Raw genomic sequence first — 22400 nt, 5'->3', positions numbered from 1 at the left:
GCCCCTACCCCTGGTCACCCTGGCCGGCGACGCCGCTGGGTCGGTGGCGACCGCTGCCGGCGGTCGCGTGCTCCACGGCGGCGAGCAGGACGCAGGTCGCGACGACCTCCATCGCCTCGCGCACCTCGTCCAGGGGCGGCATCGTCGGGGCGAGGCGGATGTTCTCGTCCTGCGGGTCCCGCCCGTAGGGGAAGGACGCCCCGGCCGGGGTGAGGGCGACGCCGACCCCCTTCGCCAGCTCGACGACCCGGCTCGCGGTGCCCGGCACGACGTCGAGGCTGACGAAGTAGCCGCCGGTGGGGGAGTTCCACCGGGCGATCCCGAGCCCCCCGAGGCGCTCGCCGAGGACCCGGTCGACCTCGGCGAACTTCGGGGCGATGATCGCGGCGTGCTCGCGCATGTGCGCCCGCACGCCCTCGGCGTCGCCGAAGAGCTCGGCGTGGCGCAGGTGGTTGACCTTGTCCGGGCCGATCGAGCCCTTGCCGAGGTGCTCGAGGTACCACGCCACCTGCTCGGTCGAGCTCGCGAGGAAGGCGACGCCGGCCCCGGCGTAGGTGATCTTGCTCGTCGACGCGAACATGATCGGCCGGTGGGGGTGGCCTGAGGCCGCCGCGAGGCCGAGGACGTCGGCACTCTTGGCCTCGTCCAGCCCGAGGTGGTGCACGGCGTAGGCGTTGTCCCAGAAGATCTTGAAGTCCGGCGCGGCCGTCGGCATCGCGGCGAGCTCGGCGGCCACCTCCTGGCTGCAGACCGCCCCGGTCGGGTTGGCGTACGTGGGCACGAGCCACATGCCCTTGACGCCCGGGTCGTCGGCGACGAGCGCGGCGACCGCGGCCGCGTCGGGCCCGTCCTCGCGCATCGGCACCGTGACCATCGAGATGCCGAGCTCCTCGAGGAGGGCGAAGTGGCGGTCGTAGCCCGGCACCGGGCACACGAAGGTGACGGACTCCTCGTCCTTCCACGGCCGGGGGGAGTCCACGCCGCCGAAGAGCAGGAGGTCGACGAGGCACTCGCGCATGAGGGTGAGCGACGAGCTGCCCCCGGCGACGAGCTGGGGGACGTCGACGCCGAGCAGGTCGGCGAAGATCTCGCGGATCTCGACGAGACCGGCCAGGCCGCCGTAGTTGCGCACGTCGGTGCCGGAGCGGTCGGTCGTCGTCGACGGCAGGCGGAGCAGGGCGTCGGAGAGGTCGAGCTGGGCAGCGCTGGGCTTGCCGCGGGTGACGTCGAGGGCCAGGCCCTTCGTGCGCAACGCCTCGTAGTCCTCGCGCGTGCTCGCCAGGAGCTCGTCGAGCTCGTCGGGGGCGAGGTCGGACAGGGGCCGAGGGCTGCGCTGGGCGGTCACGAGCGCCAGTCTGGCACCGCCGTGGTCGGCGCGGGCGGGGGCGTCCCGCCCGCTGCGGGCCGGGCGGCTCGGCGCCGGTTCGCGCCCGGGCCACCGGCTCACGTATGGTGGTCCCTTGGTTGACCTCGACCAGAGTCTCCGCCATGCCCCCGGGCAGGCCTGACGAAGGGGGTTGACCGCGGGACCCGGACCCAGCCCGGGGCCCGTAGGGCAGTGGCTCAATTGGTAGAGCACCGGTCTCCAAAACCGGCGGTTGGGGGTTCGAGTCCCTCCTGCCCTGCGTTACGCGGTACCCACCGCGCAGCATGGTGTCCCCGACGACGAGAGAAGTGACGACGTGACCGAGCTCGGTGCGCAGCCGTCGAAGGCTCGACGTCAGGAGCCCAAGGGCGGCAACCCGGTGTCCCGGTTCTTCGGGTCGATCGGGCTCTTCATCACCCAGGTGCTCGACGAGCTCCGCAAGGTCGTCCGCCCGACGCGCTCGGAGCTGGTCAACTACACGCTCGTCGTCATCGTCTTCGTCACGGTGATGATGCTCTTCGTGTCGCTGGTCGACTTCGGCTTCACCAGGCTCGTGATGTGGGTCTTCGGCGGCTGACCCCGCCCCCGCACGACCCGTACGTCCTGCGGCGCCCCGCGCCGCCCGTCCACAACACGTGAGGTAGCACCAGGCCATGTCCGACCAGCCGACCAGCCCCTTCGCCGGCTCCGACGACGAGCTGACGCCTGCCCAGGCCGAGGCCGCCGCCAGCGGCCTCGCCACGCCCGACCTGCCCAGCGCCGACGAGGTCGAGGCAGAGCGCGCGCTCGACGCCGACGCCGACCTCGCCCTCGACGCCTCCTCCGACGAGGACGGCGCGAGCGAGGACGACGCCACCGAGGACGTCGACGTCGAGGTGAGCGACGAGAGCGCCCCCACGACGGACGAGGACGGCGACCTGCTCCCCGAGGACCAGGCCGACCCGGTCCAGGCCTTCAAGGACGACCTCGCGAGCAAGTTCGGCGACTGGTACGTCATCCACAGCTACGCGGGCTACGAGAACCGCGTCAAGCACAACCTCGAGACGCGCGTCGCGAACCTCAACATGGAGGACTACATCTTCGAGGTGGCCGTCACGATCGACGAGGTCACCGAGATCAAGTCTGGCCAGAAGAAGACGCGCAAGCAGCCGCGCATGCCCGGCTACGTCCTCGTGCGCATGGACCTCACCGACGAGTCGTGGGGCGCCGTGCGGCACACCCCGGGCGTCACCGGCTTCGTCGGCAACGCCCACGACCCGGTCCCGCTGAGCCTCGACGAGGTCTACACGATGCTCAAGCCCGCCGACCTGGAGAAGTCCGCCGCGGGCGCGACCTCCGGCGGGGGAGCGAGCAAGGGCGCCGACGGCTCCGGCCAGGGCACGACCCTCGACTTCGAGGTCGGCGAGTCGGTCACCGTCACCGACGGCCCCTTCGAGACCATGCCGGCGAGCATCGCCGAGGTCCACCCGGACACCCAGAAGCTCAAGGTGTTCGTCTCCATCTTCGGCCGGGAGACCCCGGTCGAGCTGTCCTACAGCCAGGTCGCCAAGATCTGAGCGCAGGACGGCGGCCGGTCTGACACCTCGGACCGGCATGCAACCGGGTCATCGCCCATGGCGTCGGCCCACGATCATGTGAGGAGCTTGGGATGCCTCCCAAGAGCAAGAAGGTCTCCGGCCTCATCAAGCTGCAGATCCAGGCCGGTCAGGCCACCCCCGCGCCCCCCGTCGGCCCCGCGCTGGGTCAGCACGGCGTCAACATCATGGAGTTCGTCAAGGCGTACAACGACGCCACGGCGGACAAGCGCGGCAACGTCATCCCCGTCGAGATCACGGTCTACGAGGACCGCTCGTTCACCTTCATCACCAAGACCCCGCCGGCCTCCGAGCTCATCAAGAAGGCCGCCGGCGTCCAGAAGGGCTCGGGCGAGCCGCACAAGACGAAGGTCGCCAAGCTCAGCGTCGACCAGTTGCGCGAGATCGCCGAGACGAAGATGCCCGACCTCAACGCCAACGACGTCGAGGCCGCGATGAAGATCATCGCCGGTACCGCGCGTCAGATGGGCATCGAGACCGAGCAGGTCTGATGCAGACGAAGGCGAGGTCGGCGGTGAGGTACGAGCCGCCGGCCGAGCCGGAGTCGAATCAGATCCGCGGCAGGCAGACCGAGCAGGTCTGATGCTCCCGCGGGACCCGGGCCTGACGGCCCGAGTGCCGCACCCCCTCGTGGGAGGGCCGGCGCTGGCCCGCACCACACCTCCACCATCACCACCAAGGAGAGATCCATGAAGCGCAGCAAGAGCTACCGCGCAGCGGCCGAGGCCGTCGACCGCGACGCCATGTACGCCCCGCTCGAGGCCATCCGCCTGGCCAAGCAGGGCGCGAAGGGCACCTACGACGAGACCGTCGAGGTCGCCTTCCGTCTGGGCATCGACCCCCGCAAGGCCGACCAGATGGTCCGCGGCACGGTCAACCTGCCCCACGGCACCGGCAAGACCGCCCGTGTCCTCGTCATCGCCAACGGCGACAAGGCCGAGGCCGCCCGCGAGGCCGGCGCCGACCACGTCGGCTCCGACGACATGATCGAGAAGATCCAGGGCGGCTGGATGGACTTCGACGCCGTCGTCGCCACCCCGGACCTCATGGGCAAGGTCGGTCGTCTCGGCAAGGTGCTCGGCCCCCGCGGCCTCATGCCGAACCCGAAGACCGGCACCGTCACGATGGACACGGCCAAGGCCGTCACGGACATCAAGGGCGGCAAGATCGAGTTCCGCAACGACAAGCACGCGAACCTCCACTTCATCATCGGCAAGGTCTCCTTCGACGAGAAGAACCTCGTCGAGAACTACGCCGCCGCGCTCGAGGAGATCACCCGCCTCAAGCCGTCCGCGAGCAAGGGCCGCTACATCACCAAGGCCGTGCTCAGCACGACCATGGGCCCCGGCATCCCGCTCGACTTCACGCGCACGAAGGACCTCCTCGAGGAGTCCGCGCCGGCCAGCTCGGCCGACGTCGCCGCGCAGTGACCTCACGCGCCCGGTGATCCGAGGCGCACCGCACGACGGGGGACCGGGCCAGCCCGGTCCCCCGTCGTCGTCCCCGGGGACGATTTGGTCGTGCGGGCGAGCGCCCGTACGCTGGTCCCGACCGATGACCGCCGGTTTGCCGGCCGACCCACCCGGGTCGACCAGCCGAAGGTCCTGCCACGAGCAGGGCGACCAGCGCAGGACGAACCGATCGACCACTCGCCTCAGGGCGATGCTGTGCGAGCCCCGGTGCGCCCTGCGCCGGGGCTCTTCTCGTGACCGGGGCCGGACGCCGGGGGTGATCGCCCCACAGAAATCACGAGAAGGAGGCCCGCATGGCGAACGCTGAGAAGACTGCCGCCATCGCCGAGCTGACGGACAAGTTCCGCAGCTCCAGCGCGGCCGTTCTCACGGAGTACCGCGGTCTGACCGTGGCCCAGCTCGCCGAGCTGCGCACCAACCTCCGTGGCAACGCCACCTACTCCGTGGTGAAGAACACGCTGACCGAGCTCGCCGCGAAGGAGGCGGGCGTCGAGTCCGCCTTCGAGGGCCAGCTCGTCGGGCCGAACGCCATCGCCTTCGTCGAGGGCGACCCGGTCGAGGCCGCGAAGGCTCTGCGCAACTTCGCCAAGGACCACCCGCTCCTCGTCATCAAGGGTGGTGTGCTCGACGGCAACACCCTGAGCGCCGAGGACATCAACAAGCTCGCGCTGCTCGAGTCGCGCGAGGTGCTCCTGGCCAAGCTGGCTGGCGCCATGAAGGCCCAGCTGACCCAGGCCGCCTACCTCTTCAACGCGCCGCTGGCACAGACGGCTCGCGTCGTCGACGCCCTGCGCGCCAAGGTCGAGGAGCAGGGTCCGGCCGACACGGCCGCCCCTGCTGCCGAGGCCGAGGAGGCCCCGTCCGAGGCTGCTGCCGAGGACACCCAGACCGTCGCCGAGGGTGGCGACGAGAGCTGAGGCCCGCCCCCTCGGGGGAGAGCCCGGCTCGACTACACACACACGCCACTCACGGCTGAAACATCTGTAGAAAGGACGCCCAACATGGCGAAGCTCAGCACCGACGAGCTCCTTGAGGCCTTCAAGGAGATGACCCTCATCGAGCTCTCCGAGTTCGTGAAGCAGTTCGAGGAGACCTTCGAGGTCACCGCTGCGGCCCCCGTGGCCGTCGCGGGCGCCGCCCCGGCCGGTGGCGGCGACGCCCCCGCCGCGGAGGAGCAGGACGAGTTCGACGTCGTCCTCACCGCTGCTGGTGACAAGAAGATCCAGGTCATCAAGGAGGTCCGCGCGCTGACCTCCCTCGGCCTCAAGGAGGCCAAGGACCTCGTCGACGGCGCCCCCAAGCCCGTCCTCGAGAAGGTCGACAAGGCTGCCGCGGAGAAGGCCAAGGAGGCCCTCGAGGGCGCCGGCGCCACCGTCGAGCTCAAGTGATCTCGACCCCTTCGGGGGTCATCTGATCCACGCAAGGGCGGGTCGCACCTCACGGTGCGGCCCGCCCTTCGCGTGTCCTCAGGTGCGACGCACGATCCTCGAAAGGGCGCGGCCCGGGCCTCAGGGCTACAGGAGGGGGCGGTAGGGGGAGAGCAGACCCTCGGCGAGGCGGGAGACGAAGGGGCGCTCGACCCACTGCGCGAGCGTGATCTCGGTGCTGTTGAGGGCGTCGGCGGCGAAGACCTCCTCCATCTGCGCGGCGACGTCGGCGTCGAGGATCTCGAGGTTGATCTCGTAGTTGCCGGCCAGGCTCAGCCGGTCGATGTTCGCCGTGCCGAGCGTCGTCCAGCGCCCGTCGATCGTCGCGGTCTTCGCGTGGACCATGGCGTTCTCGTAGCGCAGGATCCGCACGCCACCGCTCAGCAGCTCGGTGTAGCTGCGCCGGCTCAGCCAGTCGGCGACGACGTGGTTGCTGAAGTGCGGCACGAGGATGCGCACGTCGACCCCGCGGCGCGCGGCCTCGACGAGGGCGCGGGTGAGCACGTCGTCGGGGATGAAGTACGCCGCGGTGAGCAGGATCCGCTCGTCGGCCCGGTCGATCGCCTCGAGGTACATGTTGCGGATCGGGTAGACCATGTCGGTCGGGATGTTGCGGTGCACGCGCATGGTGGTCGACCAGGTGCGCGAGTCGGGGTGCTCCAGGTGCGGCGAGCAGCGCCCCGGGGCGACGTTCCAGTAGTCGACGAAGGCGTTCGCCAGCTCGACGACCATCTCGCCGCTCACCCGCGCGTGCGTGTCCCGCCAGCGGTCGGCGTAGAGGCTGCCGACGTTGTAGCCGCCGAGGTAGGCCGCGCGGGAGTCGACGACGAGGAGCTTGCGGTGGTTGCGCCCGCTCTGGCGCGGGGTGACGAAGGGGAAGCGGCCGAGCAGGGGGTGACGCTTGACGTGGATGCCGTCCGGCAGGCCGGCGAAGAAGGACCGCGGCACGACGAGGTTGGCGAACTCGTCGAAGGCGACGAAGACCTCGACACCGCGCTCGTGGGCGCGCACGAGGGCGTCGCGGAAGGCGTGCCCGATCTCGTCGCCCTTCCAGATGTAGGACTCGAAGAAGACGCGGTGGGTCGCGGCGTCGATGTCGGCGAGCATGTCGTCGAAGAGGGACTCGCCGGAGGTGTAGATCCGCAGGTCGCCCCCGGGCACCGGCACGTCGTGCGGCTCGACGCGGGGCAGACGGCGCGAGGGGCGGTCGCGCTTGCGCCGCGAGTCGACGAAGAGCAGGGCGGCGACGGTGGTCGCCTGGGCCGCGAGCGTCGCGGCCAGACCCTGGCGGATCGTGCGACGCGGCGAGAAGCGGGACATGGCCGTCACCCTAGGGGAGCCGAACCCCGGACACGCGGGGCTGCTGCCTTGACGTCGCCGTGGGCGATGGCGCACCATCATGGCGTCGCTTCGCCACGGCCTGGCCCACGTCAGGAGAGCGCGAGACCACCGTCAGGTCGCTGCACTTGACCGGGCTGGACAGTCATGCCCTTTATCGACTAACGTAGCCGTTTGCGCTGCCCTTTCTCCTCCGTCCCCAGCTCGCACGTCCTTCGCTCCCACCGCTGTGGGTGACGACGACGAGCCGAAGGACGGGTCGACGGGGACCCGCGCCGCCCGACCAACACGGCCCGTGGAAGGACCCATCCTTGGCTGCCTCGCGCACCGCTTCCCCGATGTCCACCGCTCGGACGGCTTCTGGCCGTCTGTCCTTCGCGAAGATTCGCGAGCCCCTGGAGGTCCCTGACCTCCTCGCCCTGCAGACCGAGAGCTTCGACTGGCTGCTGGGCAACCAGCGCTGGCAGGAGCGGGTCGCCGCATCTGAGGCGTCCGGGCGCGGTGAGCTGTCACGCAAGTCCGGCCTCGACGAGATCTTCGAGGAGATCTCCCCGATCGAGGACTTCTCCGGCTCGATGTCCCTCTCCTTCTCGGAGGGTCGCTTCGAGGACCCCAAGTACTCCACGGACGACTGCAAGGAGCGCGACCAGACCTACTCGGCGCCGCTCTTCGTCACCGCGGAGTTCATGAACGCCGAGACCGGCGAGATCAAGAGCCAGACCGTCTTCATGGGCGACTTCCCGCTCATGACCGACCGCGGCACCTTCATCATCAACGGCACCGAGCGTGTCGTCGTCTCCCAGCTCGTGCGCAGCCCCGGCGTGTACTTCGAGCGCAGCGCCGACAAGACCTCCGACAAGGACATCTACTCGGCGAAGGTCATCCCCAGCCGCGGTGCGTGGCTCGAGTTCGAGATCGACAAGCGCGACATGGTCGGCGTGCGCGTCGACCGCAAGCGCAAGCAGCCGGTGACCACCCTGCTCAAGGCGCTCGGCATGAGCGAGGCCGAGATCCGCGAGGAGTTCGGCCAGTACGAGTCGATGAACCTCACCCTCGAGAAGGACCACCTCGAGAGCCAGGACCAGGCGCTGCTCGACCTCTACCGCAAGCTGCGCCCGGGCGAGCCGCCGACCCGTGAGGCCGCCCAGAACCTCCTGGACAACCTCTACTTCAACGGCAAGCGCTACGACCTGGCCAAGGTCGGTCGCTACAAGATGAACCGCAAGCTGGGTGTCGAGGTCGGTCTGGACGCCTCGGTCCTCACGCTCGACGACATCGTCGCGACGCTCAAGTACCTCGTCGCCCTCCACGCCGGCTCCGCGACCCTGCCCGGGACGCGCAACGGCGAGGCCGTCGAGGTCCCCGTCGAGACCGACGACATCGACCACTTCGGCAACCGTCGCGTCCGCAGCGTCGGCGAGCTCATCCAGAACCAGGTCCGCACCGGCCTGTCCCGGATGGAGCGCGTCGTGCGCGAGCGCATGACGACCCAGGACGTCGAGGCGATCACCCCGCAGACCCTGATCAACATCCGCCCCGTCGTGGCGTCGATCAAGGAGTTCTTCGGGACCAGCCAGCTCTCGCAGTTCATGGACCAGAACAACCCGCTGTCGGGCCTGACGCACAAGCGTCGCCTCTCGGCGCTGGGCCCCGGCGGCATCTCGCGTGACCGCGCCCAGATGGAGGTCCGTGACGTCCACCCGTCGCACTACGGCCGCATGTGCCCGATCGAGACCCCTGAGGGCCCGAACATCGGCCTCATCGGCTCGCTCGCCAGCTACGGGCGGATCAACTCCTTCGGCTTCATCGAGACGCCGTACCGCAAGGTCGAGGACGGGGTCGTCTCCGACGACGTCGTCTACATCTCCGCGGACGAGGAGGACAAGTTCGTCGTCGCCCAGGCCAACGCCGAGCTCGACGACAAGGGCCGTTTCGTCGGTGACCGCGTCCTCGCCCGCACCAAGGGCGGCGAGGTCGACCAGATCCCGGCCGAGGACGTCGACTACATGGACGTCTCCCCGCGCCAGATGGTCTCCGCGGCCACCGCGATGATCCCCTTCCTCGAGCACGACGACGCGAACCGCGCGCTCATGGGCGCCAACATGCAGCGTCAGGCCGTCCCGCTCGTGCGGGCCGAGGCCCCCTTCGTCGGCACCGGCATGGAGTACCGCGCGGCGCTCGACTCCGGTGACGTCGTGCGCTCCGAGAAGGCCGGTGTCGTCACCGAGGTCTCCGCCGACCTCGTGACGGTCACCCACGACGAGGGCGGCAGCCGCTCGTACAAGATCATGAAGTTCTCCCGCTCCAACCAGGGCAACAGCTACAACCAGCGCGTCATGGTCGCCGAGGGCGACCGCGTCGAGGCCGGCCAGCTCATCGCCGACGGTCCCGCGACCGACGGCGGCGAGATGGCGCTGGGTCGCAACCTGCTCGTGGCCTTCATGCCCTGGGAGGGCTACAACTACGAGGACGCGATCATCCTCAGCCAGCGTCTCGTGCAGGACGACGTCCTGTCCTCGATCCACATCGAGGAGCACGAGGTCGACGCGCGCGACACCAAGCTCGGCCCCGAGGAGATCACCCGGGACATCCCGAACGTCTCCGAGGAGGTCCTCGCCGACCTCGACGAGCGCGGCATCATCCGCATCGGCGCCGAGGTCCGCGACGGCGACCTGCTCGTCGGCAAGGTCACGCCGAAGGGCGAGACCGAGCTCACCCCGGAGGAGCGCCTGCTCCGCGCGATCTTCGGCGAGAAGGCGCGGGAGGTCCGCGACACCTCGATGAAGGTCCCCCACGGCGAGACCGGCACGGTCATCGGCGTCAAGGTCTTCGACAAGGACGAGGGCGACGAGCTCCCCCCGGGCGTCAACCAGCTCGTGCGGGTCTACGTGGCGAACAAGCGCAAGATCACCGACGGCGACAAGCTCGCCGGTCGCCACGGCAACAAGGGCGTCATCTCCAAGATCCTCCCGGTCGAGGACATGCCCTTCCTCGAGGACGGCACCCCCGTGGACGTCGTGCTCAACCCGCTCGGCGTGCCCGGTCGTATGAACATCGGCCAGATCCTCGAGCTGCACCTCGGCTGGGCGGCCAGCCGCGGCTGGGAGATCGAGGGCAACCCCGACTGGGCCCGGATGATCCCGCAGGACGCGCGTGCGGCCGAGCCGAACACCCGTGTCGCCAGCCCCGTCTTCGACGGTGCGGGCGAGGACGAGATCCGCGGTCTGCTCGACTCGACGCGGCCCACCCGTGACGGCGTGCGCCTCATCGACTCCAGCGGCAAGGCGAGCCTGTTCGACGGCCGCTCCGGCGAGCCGTACCCGGACCCGGTGTCCGTGGGCTACATGTACATCCTCAAGCTGCACCACCTCGTGGACGACAAGATCCACGCGCGCAGCACGGGTCCGTACTCGATGATCACCCAGCAGCCGCTCGGTGGTAAGGCCCAGTTCGGTGGCCAGCGCTTCGGCGAGATGGAGGTGTGGGCCCTCGAGGCCTACGGCGCCTCCTACGCGCTGCAGGAGCTGCTCACCATCAAGTCCGACGACGTCAACGGCCGCGTGAAGGTCTACGAGGCCATCGTCAAGGGGGACAACATCCCCGAGCCGGGCATCCCCGAGTCCTTCAAGGTGCTCATCAAGGAGATGCAGTCCCTCTGCCTCAACGTCGAGGTGCTCAACTCCGAGGGCGGCACCATCGAGATGCGCGACTCCGAGGACGACGTCTTCCGCGCTGCCGAGGAGCTCGGGATCGACCTGTCCCGCCGCGAGCCCGCCTCGGTCGAAGAGGTCTGAGCCGATCGGCCGAAGGGGTGAGATCTCACCCCTTCGGCCGGCCGGACGGCCCCACCACCCCCACAGACCTCTACGACCCACACGACTTCTCGACACCACCATCGAGAGAGACGAGAGAAGGACACACGTGCTCGACGTCAACTTCTTCGACGAGCTGCGCATCGGCCTCGCCAGCGCCAACGACATCCGTACCTGGAGCCACGGCGAGGTCAAGAAGCCGGAGACCATCAACTACCGCACCCTCAAGCCCGAGAAGGAGGGTCTGTTCTGCGAGCGCATCTTCGGACCCACCCGGGACTGGGAGTGCTCCTGCGGCAAGTACAAGCGCGTCCGCTTCAAGGGCATCATCTGCGAGCGCTGCGGCGTCGAGGTGACCCGCGCCGGTGTGCGCCGTGAGCGGATGGGCCACATCGAGCTCGCCGCCCCCGTCACCCACATCTGGTACTTCAAGGGCGTCCCGAGCCGTCTCGGGTACCTCCTCGACCTCGCCCCGAAGGACCTCGAGAAGGTCATCTACTTCGCGGCCTACATGATCACCAGCGTCGACGAGGACGCCCGCCACGAGCAGCTGCCCTCGCTCGAGGCCGGCATCGAGACCGAGCGCAAGGCGATGGAGAACCGTCGCGACGCCGACGTCGACGCCCGGGCCAAGAAGCTCGAGCAGGACATCGCGGCCCTCGAGGCCGAGGGTGCCAAGTCCGACGCGAAGCGCAAGGTCCGCGACTCGGCCGAGCGCGAGATGAACCAGATCCGCAAGCGCGCCGACCAGCAGATCGAGCGTCTCAACCAGGTCTGGGACCGCTTCAAGAACCTCAAGGTCCAGGACCTCGAGGGCGACGAGGTCCTCTACCGCGAGATGCGTGACCGCTTCGGCATGTTCTTCGAGGGCGGGATGGGCGCCGCGGCGATCCAGAAGCGTCTCGAGACCTTCGACCTGCAGGCCGAGCAGCTCGCACTGCGCGAGATCATCGCGACCGGTAAGGGCCAGAAGAAGACCCGCGCCCTCAAGCGCCTCAAGGTCGTCACGGCCTTCCTCATCACCGACAACGAGCCGGCCGGCATGGTCCTCGACGTGGTCCCGGTCATCCCCCCGGACCTGCGCCCGATGGTCCAGCTCGACGGCGGTCGCTTCGCGACCTCGGACCTCAACGACCTGTACCGCCGGGTCATCAACCGCAACAACCGCCTCAAGCGACTGCTCGACCTCGGCGCGCCCGAGATCATCGTCAACAACGAGAAGCGGATGCTGCAGGAGGCCGTCGACAACCTCTTCGACAACGGCCGTCGCGGTCGCGCCGTCACCGGCCCGGGCAACCGGCCGCTGAAGTCGCTCTCCGACATGCTCAAGGGCAAGCAGGGGCGCTTCCGTCAGAACCTGCTCGGCAAGCGCGTCGACTACTCGGCCCGTTCGGTCATCGTCGTCGGCCCGCAGCTCAAGCTCCACCAGTGCGGTCTGCCGAAGGTCATGGCGCTCGAGCTCTTCAAGCCCTTCGTCATGAAGCGGCTCGTCGACCTCGACCACGCGCAGAACATCAAGTCCGCCAAGCGGATGGTCGAGCGTCAGCGCTCGGTCGTGTGGGACGTCCTCGAAGAGGTCATCACCGAGCACCCCGTGCTGCTCAACCGTGCGCCCACGCTGCACCGTCTGGGCATCCAGGCCTTCGAGCCGCAGCTCGTCGAGGGCAAGGCCATCCAGATCCACCCGCTCGTCTGCACCGCCTTCAACGCGGACTTCGACGGTGACCAGATGGCCGTGCACCTCCCGCTCTCCGCGGAGGCCCAGGCCGAGGCCCGCATCCTCATGCTGTCCTCGAACAACATCCTCAAGCCGGCGGACGGCCGTCCCGTGACCATGCCCACCCAGGACATGATCATCGGCCTCTTCCACCTCACCTCCGCCCTCGCGGTCGAGGACGAGGAGGCGCCGCTGCGCTCCTTCTCCACGGTCGCCGAGGCGCGGATGGCCTACGACGCCGGTCAGATCCAGGTCGGCACGCCGATCCGGGTGCGCCTCGGTGACGTCGTGCCGCCGCTGACCGCCGAGCTGCCCGAGGGCGTCGAGCGCGACGAGGACGGCGCGGTCGCCGTCTGGACCGCCCCGACCACCCTGGGTCGCGCCCTCTTCAACGAGGCGCTGCCGGTGCACTACCCCTTCGTCGACGAGCCGGTCGACAAGAAGCGCCTGTCGACGATCGTCAACGACCTCGCCGAGCGCTACTCCAAGGGTCAGGTCGCGGCGTCCCTCGACGCGCTCAAGGAGGCCGGCTACTACTGGGCCTCCCGCTCCGGCACGACGGTCGCGCTGAGCGACGTCGTCACCCCGTCGCGCAAGCCCGAGATCCTCGAGGGCTACGAGACGAAGGCGACGAAGGTCCAGACGCAGTACGAGCGCGGTCTCATCACCGACGACGAGCGCCGTCAGGAGCTCATCGAGATCTGGACGCAGGCGACCAACGAGGTCGCGGCGGAGATGCAGCAGAACTTCCCCAAGGACAACCCGATCTACCGCATGGTCAGCTCGGGTGCCCGTGGTAACTGGTTCCAGCTGCGCCAGATCGCCGGCATGCGTGGCCTCATGGCCAACCCGAAGGGCGAGATCATCCCCCGCCCGATCCGCACGAACTTCCGTGAGGGTCTGTCGGTCGTCGAGTTCTTCATCTCCACGCACGGCGCCCGCAAGGGTCTGGCCGACACCGCGCTGCGGACGGCCGACTCGGGCTACCTCACCCGTCGTCTCGTCGACGTCTCCCAGGACGTCATCGTCCGCGAGGACGACTGCGGCACCGAGCGCGGCCTGCCGATGCTCGTCGCCGCGTACGACGAGACCACCGGCACCCGCCGGCTGCACGACGACGTCGAGTTCACCGCGTACGCCCGCTGCCTGGCCAGCGAGGTCACCGGCGAGGACGGCTCCGTCCTGGCCGCCGCGGGCTCCGACCTCGGCGACGTCGTCATCGGCCAGCTCTACGAGGCCGGCGTCGACGAGGTGAAGGTCCGCTCGGTCCTCACCTGCGAGTCGAAGGTCGGCACGTGCGCGAAGTGCTACGGCCGCTCGCTGGCCACCGGTCAGCTCGTCGACATCGGCGAGGCCGTCGGCATCATCGCGGCGCAGTCGATCGGCGAGCCCGGCACCCAGCTGACGATGCGCACCTTCCACACCGGTGGTGTGGCCGGTGACGACATCACGCAGGGTCTGCCGCGCGTCGTCGAGCTCTTCGAGGCGCGCACGCCCAAGGGTGTCGCCCCGATCGCGGAGGCCAACGGCCGCATCACGATCGAGGACACCGACAAGGCGCGCCGTCTGCTGCTGACGACGGACGCCGACGGCGAGGAGCACGCCTACCCGGTGAGCAAGCGCGCGCGCCTGCTCGTCGAGGACGGCCAGCACGTCGAGGTGGGTACCCAGCTCGTCGTCGGTGCGATCGACCCGAAGCAGGTCCTGCGCATCCTCGGCCCGCGGGCGACGCAGAAGCACCTCGTCGACGAGGTGCAGCACGTCTACCGCCAGCAGGGCGTGTCGATCCACGACAAGCACATCGAGGTCATCGTGCGCCAGATGCTGCGTCGGATCACCGTCCTCGAGTCGGGCGAGACGGGTCTGCTCCCGGGCATGCTCGCCGAGCGCGCCCGCTTCGAGGAGGCCAACCGCCGCACCGTCGCCGAGGGCGGTCGTCCCGCCGCGGGTCGTCCCGAGCTCATGGGCATCACCAAGGCCTCGCTCGCGACCGACTCCTGGCTCTCCGCCGCCTCCTTCCAGGAGACGACCCGCGTCCTCACCGAGGCCGCGATGGAGGGCAAGAGCGACCCGCTGCTCGGCCTCAAGGAGAACGTCATCCTCGGCAAGCTCATCCCCGCCGGTACGGGCCTGGCCCGCTACAACAACACGACGGTGGAGCCGACCGAGGAGGCCCGCGCGGCGATGTACACGCTGCCGAGCTACGACGAGTACGCCTACCCGGTCTTCGGCCCGGGCAGCGGCGAGGCCGTCCGCCTCGACGACGCAGAGCTCGGTCTCGACCGCCTCTGAGTCACCGCGTCGCCCTCGAAGGGGGACCTCCCGCGCACGTCGCGGGGGGTCCCCCTTCGTCGTCCGCAGACCCTCCGGGGGAGCAGAAGCCCGAGAAATGGGGGGACACGCCCTGCGTGCTGGTTCGCCAAACCCGCACCGACGTGGTGGAGTAAGAGGGTTCGCGACGCACCACCGCACAGATTGGGAGATCCCACATGAACAAGTCCGAGCTCGCCAGCGCCGTCGCCGAGAAGGCCGGCGTCTCCGCCTCCTCGGCGGCCGAGGTCATCACCGCCCTGCAGGAGGTCCTCTCCACGCAGGTCGCCAAGGGCGAGAAGGTCACGGTCCCCGGCTTCTTCAGCCTCGAGCGCGTCGAGCGCGCCGAGCGCAAGGGCCGCAACCCGCAGACCGGCGCCGAGATGACCATCCCCGGTGGCTACGCCGCCAAGCTCTCGGCCGGCTCCGCCCTCAAGGCTGCCGCCAAGGGCTGATCGCCACCGCGACCGCGCAGGGCGCGTGCCCGGGCTCACCGCCCGGCACGCGCCCTGCGGCGTCCCCGGGTGGCGCGCGGGGGAGCCGGGTGGCGCCGGGGGAGCGCCGCGGGCGAGGATGAGGGCGTGGTCGACGAGCGCAGGCGCGAGGACGTGGCGATGAGCGTGCGCGCCAGCGCCGCCCGATGGGCCCTCGGCGCCGTCCTCGCGGTCGGGGCGCTCGTCCTGCTGCTCAAGCCCGGTGGTGTCTCCAAGCTCCTCGGTCTGGCCCTCGGCGTCGCGGCCGTGAGCGTGCTCGTGCGACGCGACCGCAGCAGCGCGACGATCCTCGCCGTCGCCCTCGGCCTCATCGCCGCCTTCTTCGTCCTCGCCTTCCTCACCGGCAACTCCGCATGGATCACAGACAGGTACACCCGATGACCCTCGACCAGCGCGCCCTGCGCGACCGGCTCGTGCTGCGCCAGGCGGCGCCCGGCGACGACGACGCGATCGCCGCGCTCACCGACGCCGCCTTCGTCGCGGTGGGGGAGGAGAGCGTCGAGCGCCGGCTGCTGCGCGAGCTCGCCGCCGACGGGGACCTCGTGCCCGAGCTGACCGTCGTCGCCGAGGTCGACGCCGAGCTCGTCGGGCACGTCGCCTGCTCGTGGGGCACGATCGGCGAGCAGCCAGCGATCGGCCTCGGCCCGATCAGCGTGCGTCCCGACCTGCAGCGCCGCGGCATCGGCGGCACGCTCATGAGCGCGGTCGTCGCCACGGCCGACCAGCGCGGCGACGCCGTCGTCGTCCTGCTCGGCGACCCGGCCTACTACGGCTACTTCGGCTTCGTGCCGGCGAGCACGCTGGGCATCACCTCGCCCGGGCCCTGGCGCGACGCCTACTTCCAGGCCAAGCCGCTGCGGGCGTGGCGACCGGAGATGGCCGGCGCCTTCCGGTACGCCCCGGCCTTCGAGCGCATCGAGGGCTAGCACGAGCAGGCGCGTCCGCGGGGGACCTCGACGGGGCGATTTGTGACGGTGTGCACCCCGCCGGTATCGTAGGTCTTCGTGTGCATGCGCCGCCGTGAGGTGGCAGGTGCCACCGCCGGTGCGGCGAAGGTCTTCGGACCCGGATCGCACCACCCCTCTCGCCGGGCGCCTCGCACGGCCTCCTGCTCGCAGGTGAGCCGCCGGGGAGTGCAGGGGAGAGCACCGCTCGACACTCCCGACCTCGGGGGCTGGGCGGTAGTCCAAGGAGCGTGACGTGGCCCCGGCCGCCCACGCAAGAACATCAACCCGTACGGAGACATCAGGTTGCCTACCATCAACCAGCTGGTGCGCAAGGGCCGGCAGGACAAGGTCACGAAGACGACCACGCCTGCCCTCAAGGGCTCGCCGCAGCGCCGTGGTGTGTGCACGCGCGTGTACACCACCACCCCCAAGAAGCCGAACTCCGCCCTTCGTAAGGTCGCCCGCGTGCGTCTCACGTCCGGCATCGAGGTCACCGCCTACATCCCGGGCGTCGGTCACAACCTCCAGGAGCACTCGATCGTGCTCGTGCGCGGCGGCCGTGTGAAGGACCTCCCCGGTGTCCGCTACAAGATCGTCCGCGGCTCCCTCGACACCCAGGGTGTCAAGGGTCGCCAGCAGGCTCGTAGCCGCTACGGCGCCAAGAAGGAGAAGAAGTAATGCCTCGCAAGGGTCCCGCCCCGAAGCGCCCCCTGGTCATCGACCCGGTCTACAGCAGCCCGCTCGTCACCCAGCTCGTCAACAAGATCCTCCTCGACGGCAAGAAGTCCATCGCCGAGTCGATCGTGTACGACGCGCTCGAGGGCGTGCGTGAGAAGACCGGCACCGACCCCGTCCAGACGCTCAAGCGCGCTCTCGACAACGTCAAGCCGAGCCTCGAGGTCAAGTCCCGCCGCGTCGGCGGTGCGACCTACCAGGTCCCGATCGAGGTCAAGCCGAACCGCGCGACGACCCTGTCGCTGCGCTGGCTCGTCGGCTACGCCCGTCAGCGTCGCGAGAAGACGATGACCGACCGCCTCATGAACGAGATCCTCGACGCGAGCAACGGTCTCGGCGCCGCGGTGAAGCGTCGCGAGGACACCCACAAGATGGCCGAGTCGAACAAGGCCTTCGCGCACTACCGCTGGTAGTCAGCGCCCCTGCGAAGGGGGACCGGACCGGTCCCCCTTCGCCTCCGGGCCGACCGGCCCACCCCAGAGCTTGACCACCCGCACGAGCGAGAGAGACATACGTGGCACAGGACGTCCTGACGGATCTCAACAAGGTCCGCAACATCGGCATCATGGCGCACATCGACGCCGGCAAGACGACGACGACTGAGCGCATCCTCTTCTACACCGGTGTCAACCACAAGATCGGTGAGACCCACGACGGTGCGAGCACCACCGACTGGATGGAGCAGGAGAAGGAGCGCGGCATCACGATCACGTCCGCCGCGGTCACCTCGTTCTGGGAGGGCACCCAGATCAACATCATCGACACCCCCGGGCACGTCGACTTCACCGTCGAGGTCGAGCGCTCCCTGCGCGTCCTCGACGGCGCCGTCGCCGTCTTCGACGGCAAGGAGGGTGTCGAGCCCCAGTCCGAGACGGTCTGGCGCCAGGCGGACAAGTACGACGTCCCCCGCATCGCCTTCGTCAACAAGATGGACAAGCTGGGCGCCGACTTCTACTTCACCGTCGACACCATCAAGGACCGCCTCGGCGCGGAGCCGCTCGTCATGCAGCTCCCCATCGGTGCCGAGAACGACTTCGTCGGTGTCGTCGACCTCATCTACATGCGCGCTCTCGTGTGGCCCGGCGACGCCAAGGGCGACGTGACCATGGGTGCGGCCTACGAGGTCCAGGAGATCCCCGCGGACCTGCTCGAGAAGGCCGAGGAGTACCGCAACCACCTCGTGGAGCGTGTCGCCGAGTCCGACGACGCCCTCATGGAGAAGTACCTCGGTGGCGAGGAGCTCACCGTCGACGAGCTCAAGGCCGGCATCCGCCAGCTGACGATCACCTCGCAGCTCTACCCGATCTTCTGCGGCTCCGCCTTCAAGAACCGCGGCGTGCAGCCGGTCCTCGACGCCGTCAAGGACTACCTCCCCAGCCCGCTGGACGTGCCCCCCATGCACGGTCACGCCATGGGCAAGGAGGACGTCGAGGTCGTGCGCAAGCCGAGCAAGGACGAGCCCTTCTCGGCGCTCGCCTTCAAGGTCGCGTCGCACCCCTTCTTCGGCACGCTCACCTTCATCCGGGTCTACTCCGGGCACATCTCCTCCGGCACCGGGGTCATCAACTCGACCAAGGGCAAGAAGGAGCGCATCGGCAAGCTCTTCCAGATGCACGCCAACAAGGAGAACCCGGTCGACGAGGCGATGGCGGGCCACATCTACGCCGCCATCGGTCTCAAGAGCACGACGACCGGTGACACCCTGAGCGACGTCGACAACCCCGTCGTCCTCGAGTCGATGACCTTCCCCGAGCCGGTCATCCAGGTCGCCATCGAGCCCAAGACGAAGAGCGACCAGGAGAAGCTGGGCACCGCGATCCAGAAGCTCGCCGAGGAGGACCCGACCTTCCAGGTCTCGCTCGACGAGGAGACCGGTCAGACGATCATCGCCGGCATGGGCGAGCTCCACCTCGACATCCTCGTCGACCGCATGAAGCGCGAGTTCAAGGTCGAGGCGAACGTCGGCAAGCCGCAGGTCGCCTACCGCGAGACCATCCGTCGCGCGGTCGAGAAGTACGACTACACGCACAAGAAGCAGACCGGTGGCTCGGGCCAGTTCGCGAAGGTCCAGGTGACCATCGAGCCGCTCGACACGACCGAGGGCGAGCTCTACGAGTTCAAGAACGCCGTCACCGGTGGCCGTGTGCCCAAGGAGTACATCCCCAGCGTCGACAACGGCATCCAGGACGCCATGCAGTACGGCGTGCTCGCGGGCTACCCGCTCGTCGGCATCAAGGCCACGCTGCTCGACGGCGCCTACCACGACGTCGACTCCTCGGAGATGGCGTTCAAGATCGCCGGCTCGATGGTCCTCAAGGAGGCCGTCCGCAAGGCCGACCCGGTCCTGCTCGAGCCGATGATGGCCGTCGAGGTGCGCACGCCCGAGGACTACATGGGCGACGTCATCGGCGACATCAACTCCCGCCGTGGCCAGATCCAGGGCATGGAGGACATCTCGGGCGCCAAGATCGTCCGCGGTCTCGTCCCGCTGTCGGAGATGTTCGGCTACGTCGGCGACCTGCGCTCCAAGACGCAGGGCCGGGCGAACTTCTCCATGGAGTTCGACTCCTACGCGGAGGTCCCCAAGGCCGTCGCCGAGGAGATCATCAAGAAGACCCGCGGCGAGTGACGGGTAGCATTACCCGAAACCCGGCGCTCACCAGCACCACCACGTACGACGCCATGTCCTGCCGGACCAAGGCGTAACCCGAAGAAGAAAGTCCTGAGGAGGACAAGCAAGTGGCGAAGGCAAAGTTCGAGCGGTCCAAGCCGCACGTCAACATCGGCACCATCGGTCACATCGACCACGGCAAGACGACGCTGACGGCCGCGATCTCCAAGGTCCTGCACGACAAGTACCCGGACCTGAACGAGGCGTCCCCGTTCGACTCGATCGACAAGGCGCCCGAGGAGAAGCAGCGCGGCATCACGATCTCCATCGCGCACATCGAGTACCAGACGGAGAAGCGTCACTACGCGCACGTCGACTGCCCCGGGCACGCCGACTACGTGAAGAACATGATCACCGGTGCCGCTCAGATGGACGGCGCGATCCTCGTGGTCGCCGCCACCGACGGCCCGATGCCGCAGACGAAGGAGCACGTCCTCCTGGCCCGCCAGGTCGGCGTCCCCTACATCGTCGTGGCCCTCAACAAGGCCGACATGGTCGACGACGAGGAGATCATGGAGCTCGTCGAGATGGAGGTCCGCGAGCTGCTGTCCTCCTACGAGTTCCCCGGCGACGACGTCCCGGTGGTCAAGGTCTCCGCGCTCAAGGCCCTCGAGGGTGACGAGAAGTGGGGCAACTCGGTCGCCGAGCTCATGGACGCGGTGGACGAGTACATCCCCGAGCCCGAGCGCGACATCGACAAGCCGTTCCTCATGCCCGTCGAGGACGTCTTCACGATCACCGGTCGTGGCACCGTCGTCACCGGTCGTATCGAGCGCGGCATCCTCAACGTCAACGAGGAGATCGAGATCGTCGGCATCAAGGACGAGAAGACCACCACCACGGTCACCGGCATCGAGATGTTCCGCAAGCTCCTCGACGAGGGTCGTGCGGGCGAGAACGTCGGCCTCCTGCTGCGCGGCACCAAGCGCGAGGACGTCGAGCGCGGCCAGGTCATCTGCAAGCCGGGCTCGATCACCCCGCACACGCAGTTCGAGGGCCAGGTCTACATCCTCGGCAAGGAGGAGGGCGGCCGTCACACGCCGTTCTACGACAACTACCGTCCGCAGTTCTACTTCCGCACCACGGACGTCACCGGTGTCGTGGACCTGCCCGAGGGCACCGAGATGGTCATGCCCGGCGACAACACCGACATGAAGGTCGAGCTCATCCAGCCGATCGCCATGGAGGAGGGCCTGAAGTTCGCCATCCGCGAGGGTGGTCGTACGGTCGGCGCCGGTCGCGTCACCAAGATCATCAAGTGATCTCCCGCTGACCTCGGTCAGCACACCGAAGGGGCCCTGCCGCACGGCAGGGCCCCTTCGTCGTCCCCGCAGGTGGGGGGCTCGCGCCTAGGCTGACGGGCAGCCCATCTCAACCTAGGAGCACCCTCATGGCCACCGCAGGCGAAGCCGCCGCCAAGGAGTCGACCGCACCCGAGCCGGACGCCCCGAGCAAGCCGTCCTCGCCGGCCAGGCTGACGAAGCAGACCTGGCGCTACTCGCTGAAGAACGCCCTCGCGGAGTTCCAGCGCGACAAGTGCACCGACCTCGCCGCGGCGCTCACCTACTACGCCGTCCTCTCGCTCTTCCCCGGGCTGCTCGCGCTCATCTCGCTGCTCGGCGTCGTCGGGCAGGGGGAGTCGACGGTGCAGACCCTGCTCGACCTCCTGCGCGACATGGGGCAGGCGGATGCCGCGAAGCAGCTCGAGCCGGTCATCACGAGCATGGTCACCGCCTCCGGGGCCGGCGTGGGTCTCGTCGTCGGCATCGCCGGCGCGCTGTGGTCGGCCTCGGGCTACGTCGGCGCCTTCGGGCGGGCGATGAACACCGTCTACGACGTCGACGAGGGCCGTCCGGTGTGGAAGCTGCGCCCGCAGATGCTCCTGCTCACCGCGGGCCTGGTCGTCCTCGCCGCGATCGTGCTGCTCGGCCTCGTCGTCTCCGGTGGAGTCGCCGAGGCGATCGGCTCGGCCATCGGGCTCGGCGACACCGCCGTCCTCGTGTGGGGCGTGCTCAAGTGGCCCGTCATCCTCGCCATCGTCGTCGTCATGGTGAGCTTGCTGTACTACTTCACCCCGAACGTGCGCCAGCCGAGCTACAAGTGGATGAGCCTCGGGGCGGCGATCGCCATCGGTGTCGCGGTGCTCGCCTCCGTCGGCTTCGGCTTCTACGTCGCGAACTTCGGCTCGTACAACAAGACCTACGGCTCGCTCGCCGGCGTCATCGTCTTCCTCCTGTGGCTGTGGATCATCAACAACGTCCTGCTGCTCGGTGCGCAGGTCGACGCCGAGGTCGAGCGCGGCCGCCAGCTGCAGGCCGGGATCGAGGCCGAGGAGACCCTCCAGCTGCCGCCGCGCGACAGCTCGGGCTCGCAGAAGGCCGCCGAGAAGCTCGAGGAGCAGGTCGAGGAGGGGCGGGCGCTGCGCTACGAGGGCGTGCGCACCCGCGGCGGGTCGCTCGCCGACGAGGCCCCGCCGCGCGACGAGCGCGGCTGAGCGGTCCCCCTTCGCCCCCGGC

18 protein-coding genes and 1 tRNA gene are annotated in these 22400 nt (G+C 69.1%); 17 read left to right on the top strand and 2 right to left on the bottom strand.

Annotated elements, in window-relative coordinates; translation table 11 throughout:
• Nucleotides 1-4: 4 nt before the first annotated feature.
• A complete protein-coding gene (locus EEW87_RS08405; RefSeq protein ID WP_163562401.1) occupies nt 5-1345 on the bottom strand; it encodes an aspartate aminotransferase type Ic in 1341 nt (446 codons plus the stop codon).
• Between the two features lie 207 nt (nt 1346-1552).
• On the opposite strand from EEW87_RS08405, the gene EEW87_RS08400 reads away from it, so the two are divergent.
• The 7 genes from EEW87_RS08400 to rplL all read left to right on the top strand — a co-directional run bounded on the left by EEW87_RS08400 (nt 1553) and on the right by rplL (nt 5821).
• Nucleotides 1553-1625: transfer RNA gene (locus EEW87_RS08400), tRNA-Trp, on the top strand.
• A gap of 57 nt (nt 1626-1682) precedes the next feature.
• Nucleotides 1683-1943, top strand: coding sequence for a preprotein translocase subunit SecE (gene secE, locus EEW87_RS08395; protein WP_068277056.1), 261 nt, complete (start codon nt 1683-1685; stop codon nt 1941-1943).
• 76 nt (nt 1944-2019) lie between these two features.
• The gene (gene nusG / locus EEW87_RS08390; protein ID WP_123092243.1) at nt 2020-2922 is read left to right on the top strand and encodes a transcription termination/antitermination protein NusG; all 903 of its coding nucleotides are present in this window, start codon (nt 2020-2022) and stop codon (nt 2920-2922) included.
• A 92-nt stretch (nt 2923-3014) separates the two neighbouring features.
• On the top strand, nt 3015-3452 hold the full coding sequence (rplK, locus tag EEW87_RS08385) for a 50S ribosomal protein L11 (protein WP_123092242.1): 438 nt from the start codon (nt 3015-3017) through the stop codon (nt 3450-3452).
• Between the two features lie 198 nt (nt 3453-3650).
• On the top strand, nt 3651-4391 hold the full coding sequence (gene rplA / locus EEW87_RS08380; protein ID WP_068277064.1) for a 50S ribosomal protein L1: 741 nt from the start codon (nt 3651-3653) through the stop codon (nt 4389-4391).
• 335 nt (nt 4392-4726) lie between these two features.
• On the top strand, nt 4727-5350 hold the full coding sequence (gene rplJ / locus EEW87_RS08375) for a 50S ribosomal protein L10 (RefSeq protein WP_068277066.1): 624 nt from the start codon (nt 4727-4729) through the stop codon (nt 5348-5350).
• Between the two features lie 84 nt (nt 5351-5434).
• Nucleotides 5435-5821: a 50S ribosomal protein L7/L12 gene (gene rplL / locus EEW87_RS08370; protein ID WP_068277068.1), complete on the top strand. Its 387-nt coding sequence runs from the start codon at nt 5435-5437 to the stop codon at nt 5819-5821.
• Nucleotides 5822-5947: 126 nt separating this feature from the next.
• On the opposite strand, the gene EEW87_RS08365 is transcribed toward rplL, so the two are convergent.
• On the bottom strand, nt 5948-7180 hold the full coding sequence (locus EEW87_RS08365) for a phospholipase D-like domain-containing protein (RefSeq protein ID WP_123092241.1): 1233 nt from the start codon (nt 7178-7180) through the stop codon (nt 5948-5950).
• Between the two features lie 329 nt (nt 7181-7509).
• On the opposite strand from EEW87_RS08365, the gene rpoB reads away from it, so the two are divergent.
• The 10 genes from rpoB to EEW87_RS08315 all read left to right on the top strand — a co-directional run bounded on the left by rpoB (nt 7510) and on the right by EEW87_RS08315 (nt 22378).
• Entirely contained in the window at nt 7510-10992 is a 3483-nt protein-coding gene (gene rpoB, locus EEW87_RS08360) for a DNA-directed RNA polymerase subunit beta (RefSeq protein WP_123092240.1), read from the top strand.
• A 127-nt stretch (nt 10993-11119) separates the two neighbouring features.
• Nucleotides 11120-15019, top strand: a complete 3900-nt coding sequence (locus tag EEW87_RS08355; protein ID WP_123092239.1) for a DNA-directed RNA polymerase subunit beta' — start codon at nt 11120-11122, stop codon at nt 15017-15019.
• 197 nt (nt 15020-15216) lie between these two features.
• The gene (locus EEW87_RS08350; protein WP_068277078.1) at nt 15217-15492 is read left to right on the top strand and encodes an HU family DNA-binding protein; all 276 of its coding nucleotides are present in this window, start codon (nt 15217-15219) and stop codon (nt 15490-15492) included.
• Nucleotides 15493-15618: 126 nt separating this feature from the next.
• The gene (locus tag EEW87_RS08345; RefSeq protein WP_068277080.1) at nt 15619-15912 is read left to right on the top strand and encodes a hypothetical protein; all 294 of its coding nucleotides are present in this window, start codon (nt 15619-15621) and stop codon (nt 15910-15912) included.
• Nucleotides 15909-16457, top strand: a complete 549-nt coding sequence (locus tag EEW87_RS08340; RefSeq protein ID WP_163562400.1) for a GNAT family N-acetyltransferase — start codon at nt 15909-15911, stop codon at nt 16455-16457. The genes EEW87_RS08345 and EEW87_RS08340 overlap by 4 nt, the downstream gene beginning before the upstream one ends.
• 324 nt (nt 16458-16781) lie before the next feature.
• Nucleotides 16782-17156 (top strand): 30S ribosomal protein S12, encoded by a 375-nt coding sequence (rpsL, locus tag EEW87_RS08335; protein WP_068277083.1) that lies wholly within the window; start codon nt 16782-16784, stop codon nt 17154-17156.
• Nucleotides 17156-17626, top strand: coding sequence for a 30S ribosomal protein S7 (gene rpsG / locus EEW87_RS08330; RefSeq protein WP_123092238.1), 471 nt, complete (start codon nt 17156-17158; stop codon nt 17624-17626). Before rpsL ends, rpsG begins: the two co-directional genes overlap by 1 nt.
• Before the next feature lie 101 nt (nt 17627-17727).
• Complete coding sequence (fusA, locus tag EEW87_RS08325; RefSeq protein ID WP_123092237.1) at nt 17728-19842, top strand: elongation factor G; 2115 nt, start codon at nt 17728-17730, stop codon at nt 19840-19842.
• Nucleotides 19843-19952: 110 nt separating this feature from the next.
• Complete coding sequence (gene tuf, locus EEW87_RS08320) at nt 19953-21146, top strand: elongation factor Tu (protein WP_123092236.1); 1194 nt, start codon at nt 19953-19955, stop codon at nt 21144-21146.
• A gap of 128 nt (nt 21147-21274) precedes the next feature.
• Nucleotides 21275-22378 (top strand): YihY/virulence factor BrkB family protein, encoded by a 1104-nt coding sequence (locus EEW87_RS08315; protein WP_205473692.1) that lies wholly within the window; start codon nt 21275-21277, stop codon nt 22376-22378.
• The last annotated feature ends 22 nt before the right edge of the window (nt 22379-22400 follow it).

Source organism: Janibacter melonis (assembly GCF_003721155.3).
Taxonomy (GTDB): domain Bacteria; phylum Actinomycetota; class Actinomycetes; order Actinomycetales; family Dermatophilaceae; genus Marihabitans; species Marihabitans melonis.
Note: the sequence above shows the minus strand (reverse complement) of the source record. Positions and strands in the feature narration are given on the sequence as shown.